Origin of the sequence: Asaia sp. W19 (assembly GCF_003994335.1) — a bacterium.
In the GTDB taxonomy this organism is placed as follows: Bacteria; Pseudomonadota; Alphaproteobacteria; order Acetobacterales; family Acetobacteraceae; genus Asaia.
Genome location: NZ_PNQZ01000005.1, coordinates 41,353 through 53,386 on the forward strand (window position 1 = coordinate 41,353; position 12,034 = coordinate 53,386).

Sequence of the window (12,034 nt, forward strand, 5' to 3'; positions counted from 1 at the left end):
ATGTCGGCCGCATCCTTTTCCAGCATGAAACTCGGGATCAAACCCGGCCCGGGAGTGATCGATCTCTTCATCGATCCCGTCGGGAATGGGCGCGGGCGTATTGCGATCGACCGCACGCCAGCAACGCCCCTCCTGGTCGCGCTGTGTTCTGATCGGCGCGCGGCGAGCGATGATGTCGCACCCGAAATGCAGACAGCGCCGGCAGGAACCCAGGCGCCGCTTTTTTCCCGCAGGGGATGGGTGGGTGACGTTCTCCTGGAAGACGGCCAGCGCTTTGGGTCACGCTTATGGTTGCTCTCTCGTGGGCGCGCCTCGGAAGCGACCCGTGTCGCGGCGCTCGATTATGCCAATGAAGCGGTTGCCTCGATCGTCGATTATCATGGCATCGAGGTCGATATCGACGCTGCCTGGTACGACAAAAAGCCGGGCATTTTGATCATCACAGCGCAAGCGCTGGGGCTTTCCGTCAATGCGCCGGTGACGACGCTATGACTTTACCCATCCCAAGTCCCGACACACTCGCCCAACGCTTTGCAGCGGCGCTTGCGCAGCAGGAATTCACTGCCTCGGACGGGTCTGTGGTGCGTCTCGATGCGACAGCTCCCCAGACGCTGGAGCAGGCGCTCTCCATCATCAGCGCCCTCGACCTCTATCAGGTCTATCTCTACGCCCGTGACATCGGGCTTGAACTGATCGTCTCGACATCCACCGAAAGCGGCTTGCTACCGAACCACGCCGAGATCTGGGGCGTGCCGCGAGAAAGCGCGTCTTCTGCGATCGGTAATTTCATCTTTGCTACGTCTCAGGCCGTCGATATCCCCGTTGGAACCCTGATCACGATTGACGGCTCGACCCAATGGGCCGTGACGACAGCAACCGATATCGCAGCCAACGCAACGGCATCCGTGCCGGTGATGGCAACCAGCGCCGGAACCGCTGGCAATCTGGCGGCCAACACGTCCGCGCAGCTCGTCTCGCCGATAGCCGGCGTCGTTTCGATTGTTTCGGATCAGAGCGGGATTGCCGGCGGGGCTGCGATCGAGAGCGCTAAAGCCTGGAAAGCGCGGATCATCAGCGTTATCCAGAACCGGTCGAGTGGCGGCACGCTCGCCAACTATGAAACATGGGCGTTGGCTGCAGGCGCCGCCTATGTCTATGCGGTGCGCGCCTATGACGGTCCAGGAACCGTTGGCATCATTGTCGCCATGGCAGGGCCGACTGCTCCCACACCCGCTCAGATCGTGGCTATCCAGACCTATATCGATAGTGTGCGACCCGTCCGAGGCAACGCCACCGTCTATTCGGCGCAGATCGTCCCTCAGAACATGACGATCGCACTCAACCCGGACACGAGTGCTGCGCAAGCCGCCGTTCAGGCCGCTCTGGCACCGGTTTTCCTGGCGGCTGGCATCGGGGGAAAGAATACGAGCGGCCGCATCACGATCGCCGCTCTCGAAGCAGCCATCGCGGCGGTCGCAGGAACACAGAACACGCTGATTGCTCCTGCAAATGATCTTCTAGTGCCGATCAATCAATTGACCATCCTGGGAACGATCACCTGGCAGGCAGGAGGCGGGTCGTCATGACGATGCTTGCGCCCCGCACTGCTGATCAGATTGCCACGCAATGGGTCGAGGAACTGACGCCGTCTGGCAATGCCTGGTCCAGGGACAGGGCGACGAACCTCGCGGCGCTGTATCGGACCCTCGCTATTCCCCGCGCACAGCTCGAAGCCGATATCGCCGCATTGACCTCGGAGATCTGGCCCGGTTCTGCCGTCACCCTACTGAGCGACTATCAGTCCCTTCTCGGACCAGATCCGCTCGGCCGCGATGTCGGAGATCTCAGCCAGGCCCAGCTTCAGCAGCTTCTGGGACAGCGATGGGTCGCCTCCAGCGGACAGACCTTCGAGTTCTATGAGCGCATGGCCGCGAGCTATGGCGTCACAATCACCATCATCGAGCCCGATCCTGCCATTTGCGGCCCGGCTGTTTGCGGCGAGGCAATCTGTAGCGACTACACGCTGCGTTTCTACTGGATCGTCAACATGGATCAGGACAGCGCCAATCTGCGCGCCGCCATAAAGCTCAACGCGCCCGCAGACACGATCGTCGTCTTCATGGTTCAGGGGGTATATGTCTGATGGATCGCACTCAGGCCAGCGGCTACACCACCAACGCCGCAGGAAAGCGCGTTTATGCGGACAAGGTGCCTGGACAGGCGCAGGGGACCAGTCTGGTTGCTGCGGACCGTACCGCGACACAGGAAGAGATCGTTGGGGCTATCGAAGCCTCGGGGCAGACGCCTGACCCTGTCAACCTTGCGCAGCTTCAGGCCGCTATCAAAGTACTCGGCAACGCGCCCGTCTGGTCTGCGGCCTTTGCCAAGCTGATCGGTGGATACCCGAACAGGTTTCTCGTCCAGGACGCGTCCTCTGCAGGAGTATTCTGGCTCTCGACCGTTGCAAACAACCTGACCACGCCCGGTGAGTCTGGCGCGTCGTGGGGCAATCTGTTCGCAGGACTGGCGACCGAGACGTATGCGGCACAATATAACCCCGGTCGCTACCTCAATACGACCGTCATTACATCGTCCCAGACTTACACAGTCCCGGCTGGCGTCTATAAAATTCGTGTTCGCCTCCAGGCTGCGGGCGGCGCGGCTGGGGGGAGCGCTGATAACACCGGCGGCAATGGATCTTCCTGCGCCTCAAGCGGTGGCGCGGGTGCTTATGTAGAAGCAATCTTCCCCGTCACTCCTGGTCAGCAGATCCCGATCAGCATCGGCGTTGGTGGCGTTGGTGTGACTGGCAAGGCGGGCGGAACCGGAGGCGCCACCACATTCGGCCCGTTTGGCTCGTTTGCTGCGCTCTCATGCCCCGGTGGGCTTGGCGGCTATGCCGGAATACAAACATCCTCCAGCGCTGCGTCGTCAATTCCGGGATGCCCTGGTAATGGAATGCCGAGCGGACCGAACATTGTTTACGCGGTTGCAGCAGCGGGCGGTTTGCCCGGTGTCGCTGTACTGGGAACAGCCGCTGCTCCCCCTGGTAGCAACAGCCCTATGGGTGCGGGTGGGTCCGGCATCACTGGCTATAATGGCAGCACATCGCAGCCGGGCGGGAACGCAGGCGGCTGGGGCGGCGGCGGCGGCGCTCATGCGAACCAGCAAGCAGCCCAAAATGCGGGAGGCGCAGGAGCCAATGGCGTCGGCATCATCGATGAATTTAGCGCCTGAGGAGTACAAACATGACGCAGCCTGACGCCTACTCGGTATATCTTACCGCAGCTACGGTTGAGCATCCGATCGGATACGTTATCGACCGAGTGTTATGGGATGGGACCGCTGATTGGTTGCCCCCTACGGGTACAGCGATCGTAGCCGATCCTAACGGAGCATATCCGATCGGTAGCAGCTACACTGCGCCGTCCAGCAGCACAGCGGGATAACTCCCATGACATGGCGCTCATCAGCGCGGATCGTGCGCCCTGGCGACGACATTGCCAAGATCGTCGGTAGCGTCGTCTGCTCATGATCAACATTGCAGCTTTATGGGAAACATGGAGCGGTCCGGGAGGTGCCGTGATCGGGGGCATCCTGACGTGGGGTGGAACGGTGATCCGTGCGCGTTTGCAGGCACAGCGCAACCGCTTGGACGCAGGACAGCAGGCTCTCACTCTAGTCGATCAGAGCCAGAAACAGCAGGCAATGCTCTCAGCTGCGCTTGAACGATCTCTGGCCAATGAGCTCTCTGCCCGTGCGCGGGAAGTTGCGACCGGCGATCTTCTGCAGGAGATCCACGTGCATCTCATCGGCGCGAGGCTGAGATGTCACGATGTCGAAATGCGTTTCGGGCTGGAACCTACCGTCTTTCCGCTTATCCCGGCTTTTCCTTGGAAAATCGCATCGGACGACACCGCGCTTACCACAGGAACTGGTGATCGCTCCACGACCAACGGCGTCGATGAGACCGCTTCGGCAGGAAAGGTGCATTCATGATCTGGCGTCCATCTGAACGGATTGTGCGTCCTTTTATGCTTGCCAATCCGAACCTGCGTTCGGTTCTTCAGGCCCAGTTGGTATGGCCCGATAGCAATCTGAACGGCGGTGCAGACTACAGCGTCGATTTCTCGGAGATCCTGGGACCTAACGAAGCCGTCCTCTCATTCGACTTCGACCCTGGGTCATTTGGTTCGATCGCGTGGGTCTCATCCTACGGATCATGCGTCACGGCTTATATCAGATGGCTCGTCGCCGGCAGCATTACGGTTAACGTGGGCGTCCTCTCCAGTCTTGGAAACACCTATCAGATCGCCGTATCCATCACTGTCAGCAGTATTCCGGCTCTTATTCCTCCGATTCCACAACCTGGGCCAGGCCCGATAGCACCATTCATCGACAGTGGTGGGATGGAGGGCTGGTTTGCCTGTCTTGGTGTGGATCAGCCCGTGGGAGACCGGTGGTGGAACAATGCAGGCATTCCGAATTTCGCGGGACGACCGGATTTCAGTGATGCTTCGATACCGGGCCTAACCATTACGTGCACTGGCATGGGCGCGTGGCTCGCGTCTTTGCCCATATCCTCACCCTCGCGTGGATGGTGGAACAACGGGGGAGTGATGACCTTTGTCGGCATACCCCGCCGCCGATCCACGCAGATCAATAGCGCCCAGATGGCCGCATGGATGGCTTCATTGCCATTCTCTCCGCCAAGCGCTGGAGGCTGGTGGAGCAACGCCAATATTCCAACCCTGACCGGGATCATTCAATGAAGCGCTTCCTCTTTCTCCTGCTTGCGGTCGGGACAATGCCCGCCGCTGCCCTTGCGCAGCCTTCCACGGCGCAATTCGTACCGCCGAATGGCCTGCCCATGAATACGCCGCTTGGCACGGCGCGCAATGCAGACGGATCGGGCGTCGTCACCTTTGCTACCCTTCAGGCAGGGATCTCGTCGGCGGTCACTTCGGATCAGATGCAGAGCGCACTGGCGGACTACCTGACGACCTCGGCAGCCGCATCGACCTATACAACGCCCGCTGCCGTATCCGCAGCCGTGCAGACCGAGGCCAACCGGGCCGCGGCGGCAGAGGCAGCCAATGCGGGCAATATCGCCGCCCTGCAGTCAGGCACACTGAGCAAGGCGGAGGCCGCCACATCCTACCTCTCCCTTTCCGGCGGTTCGCTCACCGGGAGCGTAACAACGTCAGGCGATCCAATGAAGGCGGGCTTTGTTGTCCTGGACCCCCAGCAATCCGGCATGTTCACCGGGCTTTGGTATGACGCCAATAAAGGTGAGTTCACGATTGAGAACAACACCGGATCAAACAACGCCCTGGCCATCAAGACAACCAATGCGAACGGATTTGCTGCGATAGCTTTTGACGGCCCCGACATGACTTATGGGGGCAATTTCGAGCACGGGGCGGTCGGCTGGGGGCCGAGGGTGGCATATGGCCCCGATGTGGGCGTCGATTATTTCGAGATCAGCCGGTTTACCTATGATGGCACGTTCAACCGGCAGCCGGTTCCGTTCATGTGGCAAACAACAGGCACAGAACTTGTGCCCTGGGGCATGACCACGGCTTATGGCATCGTCACCAAGGGAAGCGCCACAATCACATGCGTTGGCGGGTGTACATTCCCAGGCGATACGGGGCAGATCCTGGACACGCCCGCAGAATATGGCCTGTTCCCGGCAGGGACCACCATCGTCTCCGGCGCAGGCACCAAGACGATGACCCTAAGCAAGGCCGCCCTTGCTTCGTCGGCAAGCGCCACGGCGGGCACGTATTTCCGTTTCGGCAACGCTGAAGGATCGCAGCACGATTTTCTCGTTTATACGCCGATGGGAAACGCCGATTACTACCGCTTCAGCGACGCGAAATGGGGCAATTTCACGAACGCCCCCTATTTCTCGATCGACCGGGTGAATGGTCGCCTCGGGGTACTCAACCCGCTGCCCGCGACACCGCTCGATGTATCAGGCGCGATCCTGTCCAACATCTCGGGCGCGACCAGTCTCAACGCCTATTCCGGCAATGGCGCGCTGAACGCCCAGGTCACGCCGGGCGTGGCAGGGCAGAAGAACATCCTGCACGCCTATGCGGTGAACACGAACCAGTTCAATCTGAACTGGGAAGCGAACCCGCAGCGCATCACCATGCAGGATGTGAACGCCGGGGCCAACATTTTTGAGTTCCGCATGGATGGCAGTTGGCAGAGCCAGCAATATGCCCACCCCGTGGACACGATCACGGCAGACACCACCCTGAGCAATACCGCCCATTGTGGGCGAACCCTTGCTGTAAACTCAAGCTCGGCGGTCACGATCACTGTGGCGAACTGGACACTCGTTGGGTGTCGCATCACCGTCACCCAGGCCGGGACCGGGGCCGTTACGCTTGCCCCGGCAGCGGGGCTGACACTCGGCAGTTACGTCACCCAGGCCCAGACGGGGCCGTACACCCTGCCGGGCCAATATGCCTCTGTCGTGATCGAGGCGAAAGCGCCCAATCTCGCAACCGTGGAGCGCGGCCAGTGACGTAAAGACATCAACCCGCCAGAAACATGCTCAACCGGATAGACTTTTAACGCAGCTCAAGCAGGGATTTTCTGTCGTTTGAACAGGGTAAAAGGGTTCCATTTCGCTTGTCCCTCTGTTCCAAAATCAATGTCCCGCTTCAACCGAACTTCCCTGCCTCGTGAAGAGCTTGCAGGATGATATTCGATGAATGGGCGAAATCACCGTCCACGCGCGCAATGGAGGCATCACACAGAGCGATCATCATCTTGCGTAGCGGAGGGGCATTTTCCGCTGAAGCCACGACCGCACGAAGACTTTCGATGCGGGCTCTGTCGCCCGCTTCCATCGCATCGTTGATTCCATAGCTGTCACGAACGCCGATATGGGCGATGTTTGTCCGATTATCCCGGAAGATCAGATCTCGATCAAAACCCAGAATAACGGGTCCCTGCGGAAGAGGCGTAGCGGCGGCTGTGTAATCAGCCGAGCCCCATAGAAATAGGGCCAAGAGCGGGATAAGATGCGGGAGATAACGCACGACAATGGCTCCATAAGGGAGTTCTCGTTAATTTCCCGACAGTATATACGTGGTATGTTCCTTCGAATATTGAGATCATAGGATCATCCGATCGGGCCTGTGAAGATGTGACGCAATTGTCACGCGTCATCGGCCCTCTTTCGGCGAAGGGGCGTGAGAGACGCAGCCTTGTGCCGGACAACGCATCCATATCCGCCGCAATGGGGTATTCTGCCGACCATACTGTTTTTGGGGGGTGGTGAACCGGGTGGGACTCGAACCCACGACCATTCGATTAAAAGTCGAATGCTCTACCGGCTGAGCTACCGGTTCACTTGAGGCGTCTGGCTACAGGAAGCGCCAGAAGCCGTCAACCGACTGAATCGGGTTCCGCCGGTTTTCGGCAGGGTATTACCCTGCGTAGTCGCCCGGTTTTCGGCCGGGCGGTGGAAATCAGGCTTCAGGACGCATGGAGAGAATGGTGTCGGGGTCCTTGACCATGCCCGATGCACCGGCACCGCGCTTGATCTGGTCGATATGCTCCATACCCGAAACGACCTGACCGGCAATCGTGTACTGGCCGTCTAGGGAGGGGGTGGGCTGGAACATGATGAAGAACTGGCTGTTGGCCGAGTTCGGGTTCATGGTACGTGCCATGCCCAGCGTGCCACGCTCGAACTTCGCTTCACGGGTGAATTCGGCCTTCAGGTCGGGCAGGTCGCTGCCGCCCGAACCGGTACCTGTCGGATCGCCGCCCTGTGCCATGAAGCCCTCGATGACGCGATGGAACTTCACGCCGTCATAAAAGCCCTGCTCGGAAAGGGTGCGCAGGCGCTCTGAAGCGAGGGGGGCGAGGTCGGGACGGAGTTCGATCACGACATCGCCGGTCTTGAGCTTCATGACGAGGCGGTTATTGGTCTCGGACATTGACTTCTATCCTTGTGTTTGCGGAGCCTGAAAAGGCCACGCGGCCTATGTCGGCCTCTTTCCTGCTTTCGACAAGAGAAGACGGGCGATATTCGCGGGAACGTACGGGTTTATATCCCCTCCGAAGGCCAGAAGCTCGCGCACGATGCGCGAGGCAACGAGCCGGTGTTCTTCCCGGGCGGTCAGGAACATCGTTTCGAGCTCGGGAGCGAGTTGTCGATTGATGGCCGCCATCTGGCTCTCTGATTCGAAATCGGCTGAGGAACGCAGACCGCGAATGACGCAATGGGCACCCTCCTTGCGGGCGGCCTCAATCATGAGCGTGTCAAACCCGACAACCCGAAGGGACTTTCCACCGGGGCACAGAGGCAGAAGCGTCTGTTCGATGACGCTGCAGCGCTCATCCAGAGAGAGTAGCGGGCGTTTGGCGGCGCTGAGCGCTACGCCCACGACCAGCTCATCGAATTGTGCGAGCGCGCGAAGCGTTATGTCGCGATGACCAATCGTGAAGGGGTCGAACGTGCCGGGATAGAACCCGACACGTCTGCCGCCGGGAAGGAACTCAGCCTGCACTGTCTTCAGGCGCGGCTGGGCTTTCAGGGGGTTCAGGCGCGGAGTCGGATGTTGCGATGGCGTCGGATTCCTCGAGAGAGGTCTCAGCGTCATCAGCCTCGGTGCCTTCGGATTCGGCAACCGGGAAGATGCTGGTTACGCGCTCCTCTCCCCCGACGCGGAATAGGGTGACGCCGCTGGCCTGTCGGGCCATGACGCGCACCTGCGAAACGGGGACGCGGATGAGGCGGCCCACATCGGTGACCATCATGACGTCGGTGCCGTCGAGTGTGGGCAGGGTCGCAACGACCTCGCGACCGCGCTTGGGATTGGTGAGGGTCATGTTGGCAATGCCCTGGCCACCGCGACCGCTGACCCGATATTCGTATGCTGAGGAGCGGCGGCCGAAGCCGGCGTCAGTGACGGTGAGCAGGATCTCTTCCTGCGCGGCGAGCTCGTCGAAGCGTTCCTGAGTCAGATCGCCGGCATCGACGGCTTCATCGGCGTCGTCAGAGGCGATCTCCTCGATCTCCTCCTCGGTGCCTGCGGCATTGGCCGCAGCTTCCGCGCGTCGCTTGGCGTTGGCCGCACGCAGATAGGCGGAGCGTTCCTCGACGCTGGCGTCGACATGGTTGAGGATGCAGAGCGAATTGACCTCATCGCCTGTGGCAAGACGGATACCGCGTACGCCCGAGCTGTCGCGTCCGGCGAAGACGCGCAGCGTATCATCGGTGATCTGGAAGCGGATGGAGCGGGCCTTGCGCGTGGCCAGGAAGACGTCCTGACCCTCGCGGCAGGTGGCAACACCGACAAGGCTGTCGCCCTCATCGAGCTTCATGGCGATCAGGCCGGAGGCGCGGATATTCTTAAAATCGCTCAGGCGATTGCGTCGGACATTGCCGCTGGCCGTCGCAAAGACGAGGTGCAGGTCTTCCCACTGCTCTTCTTCCTGCGGGAGAGCGAGAATGGCCGTGATCGAATCCGTGCCGAGGTCAGGCAGGAGATTGACCAAAGCGCGCCCTTTGGCGGTGGGTGAGGCCTCTGGCAGGCGCCAGACTTTCTCGCGATAGGCCTTGCCGCCCGAGGAGAAGAACATGACCCATTGATGGGTGTGGGCGTTGAAGCTGTTGACGATGACATCGTCACCACGCCGCCCTGCTGCCGTGCGGCCACGACCACCCCGGTTCTGGGCGCGGAAGATTTCAAGCGGGGTACGCTTGATGAAGCCGTCACGCGTGATGGTGACGACCATCTGGCCGGGTTCGATCAGGCTTTCATCCGACTGGTCGCCCAGTGCGTCCGAGATCTCGGTCATGCGCGGGGTGGCGATTTCGGCGCGGGCCAGGAGCAACTCGTGACGCATGACTTCCATGCGACGGACATGGCTGCCGATGATCTCAAGCAGTTCGTTGATCTTGGTGGCGACCTCGCTCAGCTCGCCCTGGATCTTGTCACGTTCCAGTCCGGTCAGGCGCTGCAGACGCAGTTCCAGAATGCCACGGGCCTGAACTTCGGTCAGATGAACCTTGCCATCAATGATGACATTGCCCTCATCGTGGATCAACTCGATGAGCGGTTGCACGTCGGCGGCGTTCCAGGCGCGGGCCATGAGCGATTCGCGTGCAGTGGCGGCATCGGGGGCGCTTCGGATGAGCGCGATGACTTCATCGATATTGGCGACCGCGATGACGAGACCGACCAGCAGATGGCCGCGATCGCGCACCTTGTTCAGGTCAAAACGCGACCGGCGCAGGATGACATCTTCGCGGAAACGGATGAAGGCTTCCAGAACATCCTTGAGCCCCATGGTGCGGGGCTTGCCGTCATCGAGGGCAAGGCAGTTGACGCTGAAGGAGGTCTGAAGCTGGGTGAAGCGATAGAGCTGGTTCAGCACGACTTCCGGGGTTGCGTCGCGCTTGAGCTCGATCACGATACGCATGCCGGAGCGATCGCTCTCATCGCGTATGTCGGAAATACCCTCGATTTCCTTGGCACGAACGAGATCGGCGATCTTTTCCTGCAATGTCGCCTTGTTCACCTGATAGGGAATTTCGGTGACGATGATCGCCTGACGGTCCTTGCGGATATCCTCGATCTCGGCGCGCGCGCGCATGGGTACGGAACCGCGACCCGTTTCGAAAGCCTGGCGGATGCCGCGGCGGCCCATGATGATGCCGCCCGTAGGGAAATCCGGGCCGGGGATGATCTTCATCAGATCATCAAGGGTGGCTTCCGGGTTTTCGATCAGGGCGAGGGTCGCGTCGATGACTTCGCCGGGGTTGTGCGTTGGAATGTTGGTGGCCATGCCTACGGCTATGCCGGAGGCGCCATTGACCAGAAGATTAGGGAAGGCAGCGGGCAGAACCTTGGGTTCGCTCTCGCTTTCGTCGTAGTTCGGCTGGAAATCGACCGTATCTCGGTCGATGTCGTCGAGCAGGAAGGACGCCGATTTGGCCAGACGTGCTTCAGTATAACGCATGGCGGCCGGGCTGTCGCCGTCGACCGAGCCGAAATTGCCCTGACCATCGATGAGACGGACGCGCATGGACCAGGACTGGGCCATACGCACCATGGCGTCATAGATCGAGCTGTCGCCATGGGGGTGGTATTTACCCATGACGTCACCGACCGCACGGGCCGATTTGCGATAGGGCTTGTCGGAGGTGAAGCCGCTCTCGCGCATGGCGTAGAGAATGCGGCGATGGACCGGCTTGAGGCCGTCACGCACATCCGGCAGCGCACGCGACACAATGACCGACATGGCATAGGCGAGATAGGAGGAGCGCATTTCCTCCTCGATGGTCACCGGGATCTGGTCAGTCGGGGCGGCAGGCGGCGTCAGGTCGGTCAAGGCAGGTCCGTCTTGTTGCTGTGTCGGTCAGGGAGGAGAGAGTCGGACGAGGGGGCTCAGAACGGAATTTCGTCGTCCAGATCACCGCCCGGCGCATCCCAGCCACCGCCATTATTCCCGCCGGTGTTGCGCGCGGGGGGCTGATTCATGCCACCGCCGCCACTGCGAGCCGGGGCATTGCCGCCGCCATAGGAGCGTGATGGGCCGCTTTCATAGCCACCGCCCATGCCTCCACCGGACTCGCCGTCACGGTTGTTATCGAGCAGGGTGAGCTCGCCACGGAAACGGTCCAGAACGATCTCGGTCGTGTAGCGCTCCTGACCCGACTGGTCGGTCCATTTGCGGGTCTGGAGCTGGCCTTCGACATAGACCTTGCGGCCCTTGCGCAGGAAACGCTCGGCGACATCGGCCAGACGCTCATTGAAGATCACGACGCGGTGCCACTCGGTGCGCTCCTTGCGCTCGCCCGAGGCGCGGTCGTTCCAGCTTTCGGAAGTTGCGACGGTAAGGTTGACGATCTTGGCGCCGGACTGCGCATTCCGGGTCTCCGGGTCGCGGCCCAGATTTCCCACCAGAATGACCTTGTTCACACTTCCTGCCATGGCGACCGACCTTACATACTGAAAAACACACCATCCTACCTCAGCAACGCGTCGCCGTCACG

At 60.7% G+C, this 12,034-nt stretch carries 12 protein-coding genes and 1 tRNA gene; 7 read left to right on the forward strand and 6 right to left on the reverse strand.

Annotated features, from left to right (window positions below; genetic code table 11):
* The 7 genes from C0V97_RS01135 to C0V97_RS01165 all read left to right on the forward strand — a co-directional run bounded on the left by C0V97_RS01135 (position 1) and on the right by C0V97_RS01165 (position 6,541).
* Complete coding sequence (locus tag C0V97_RS01135; RefSeq protein ID WP_127099909.1) at positions 1-492, forward strand: phage GP46 family protein; 492 nt, start codon at positions 1-3, stop codon at positions 490-492.
* Positions 489-1,586, forward strand: a complete 1,098-nt coding sequence (locus C0V97_RS01140; RefSeq protein WP_127099911.1) for a baseplate J/gp47 family protein — start codon at positions 489-491, stop codon at positions 1,584-1,586. Before C0V97_RS01135 ends, C0V97_RS01140 begins: the two co-directional genes overlap by 4 nt.
* Positions 1,583-2,143, forward strand: coding sequence for a putative phage tail protein (locus tag C0V97_RS01145; protein ID WP_127099913.1), 561 nt, complete (start codon positions 1,583-1,585; stop codon positions 2,141-2,143). Before C0V97_RS01140 ends, C0V97_RS01145 begins: the two co-directional genes overlap by 4 nt.
* A complete protein-coding gene (locus C0V97_RS01150) occupies positions 2,143-3,237 on the forward strand; it encodes a hypothetical protein (protein WP_127099915.1) in 1,095 nt (364 codons plus the stop codon). Before C0V97_RS01145 ends, C0V97_RS01150 begins: the two co-directional genes overlap by 1 nt.
* 294 nt (positions 3,238-3,531) lie before the next feature.
* The gene (locus C0V97_RS01155; RefSeq protein WP_127099917.1) at positions 3,532-3,999 is read left to right on the forward strand and encodes a hypothetical protein; all 468 of its coding nucleotides are present in this window, start codon (positions 3,532-3,534) and stop codon (positions 3,997-3,999) included.
* Positions 3,996-4,772: a hypothetical protein gene (locus C0V97_RS01160; RefSeq protein ID WP_127099919.1), complete on the forward strand. Its 777-nt coding sequence runs from the start codon at positions 3,996-3,998 to the stop codon at positions 4,770-4,772. Before C0V97_RS01155 ends, C0V97_RS01160 begins: the two co-directional genes overlap by 4 nt.
* Positions 4,769-6,541, forward strand: a complete 1,773-nt coding sequence (locus tag C0V97_RS01165; RefSeq protein ID WP_127099921.1) for a hypothetical protein — start codon at positions 4,769-4,771, stop codon at positions 6,539-6,541. The genes C0V97_RS01160 and C0V97_RS01165 overlap by 4 nt, the downstream gene beginning before the upstream one ends.
* Positions 6,542-6,680: 139 nt before the next feature.
* Here the strand turns inward: C0V97_RS01165 and C0V97_RS01170 are convergent, their stop codons facing one another.
* The 6 genes from C0V97_RS01170 to ssb form a co-directional block, all read right to left on the reverse strand.
* Complete coding sequence (locus tag C0V97_RS01170) at positions 6,681-7,061, reverse strand: hypothetical protein (RefSeq protein WP_127099923.1); 381 nt, start codon at positions 7,059-7,061, stop codon at positions 6,681-6,683.
* Between the two features lie 236 nt (positions 7,062-7,297).
* A tRNA-Lys gene (locus tag C0V97_RS01175) sits at positions 7,298-7,373 on the reverse strand.
* Between the two features lie 120 nt (positions 7,374-7,493).
* Positions 7,494-7,967, reverse strand: a complete 474-nt coding sequence (locus C0V97_RS01180; protein WP_127099925.1) for a peptidylprolyl isomerase — start codon at positions 7,965-7,967, stop codon at positions 7,494-7,496.
* Between the two features lie 45 nt (positions 7,968-8,012).
* Positions 8,013-8,540: a pantetheine-phosphate adenylyltransferase gene (gene coaD / locus C0V97_RS01185; protein WP_233581886.1), complete on the reverse strand. Its 528-nt coding sequence runs from the start codon at positions 8,538-8,540 to the stop codon at positions 8,013-8,015.
* Positions 8,530-11,307, reverse strand: a complete 2,778-nt coding sequence (gene gyrA, locus C0V97_RS01190; RefSeq protein ID WP_370264822.1) for a DNA gyrase subunit A — start codon at positions 11,305-11,307, stop codon at positions 8,530-8,532. The genes coaD and gyrA overlap by 11 nt, the downstream gene beginning before the upstream one ends.
* Positions 11,308-11,426: 119 nt before the next feature.
* Positions 11,427-11,972: a single-stranded DNA-binding protein gene (gene ssb / locus C0V97_RS01195; RefSeq protein WP_127099931.1), complete on the reverse strand. Its 546-nt coding sequence runs from the start codon at positions 11,970-11,972 to the stop codon at positions 11,427-11,429.
* Positions 11,973-12,034: the final 62 nt, after the last annotated feature.

Bases quoted from the DNA above. Each gene is read 5' to 3' on its own strand.
- gyrA (WP_370264822.1), bottom strand. From the start codon at position 11,307: ATGCGCTCCTCCTATCTCGCCTATGCCATGTCGGTCATTGTGTCGCGT.
- C0V97_RS01155 (WP_127099917.1), top strand. From the start codon at position 3,532: ATGATCAACATTGCAGCTTTATGGGAAACATGGAGCGGTCCGGGAGGT.
- C0V97_RS01135 (WP_127099909.1), top strand. From the start codon at position 1: ATGTCGGCCGCATCCTTTTCCAGCATGAAACTCGGGATCAAACCCGGC.
- C0V97_RS01160 (WP_127099919.1), top strand. From the start codon at position 3,996: ATGATCTGGCGTCCATCTGAACGGATTGTGCGTCCTTTTATGCTTGCC.
- C0V97_RS01140 (WP_127099911.1), top strand. From the start codon at position 489: ATGACTTTACCCATCCCAAGTCCCGACACACTCGCCCAACGCTTTGCA.
- C0V97_RS01145 (WP_127099913.1), top strand. From the start codon at position 1,583: ATGACGATGCTTGCGCCCCGCACTGCTGATCAGATTGCCACGCAATGG.
- ssb (WP_127099931.1), bottom strand. From the start codon at position 11,972: ATGGCAGGAAGTGTGAACAAGGTCATTCTGGTGGGAAATCTGGGCCGC.
- C0V97_RS01150 (WP_127099915.1), top strand. From the start codon at position 2,143: ATGGATCGCACTCAGGCCAGCGGCTACACCACCAACGCCGCAGGAAAG.
- C0V97_RS01180 (WP_127099925.1), bottom strand. From the start codon at position 7,967: ATGTCCGAGACCAATAACCGCCTCGTCATGAAGCTCAAGACCGGCGAT.
- C0V97_RS01165 (WP_127099921.1), top strand. From the start codon at position 4,769: ATGAAGCGCTTCCTCTTTCTCCTGCTTGCGGTCGGGACAATGCCCGCC.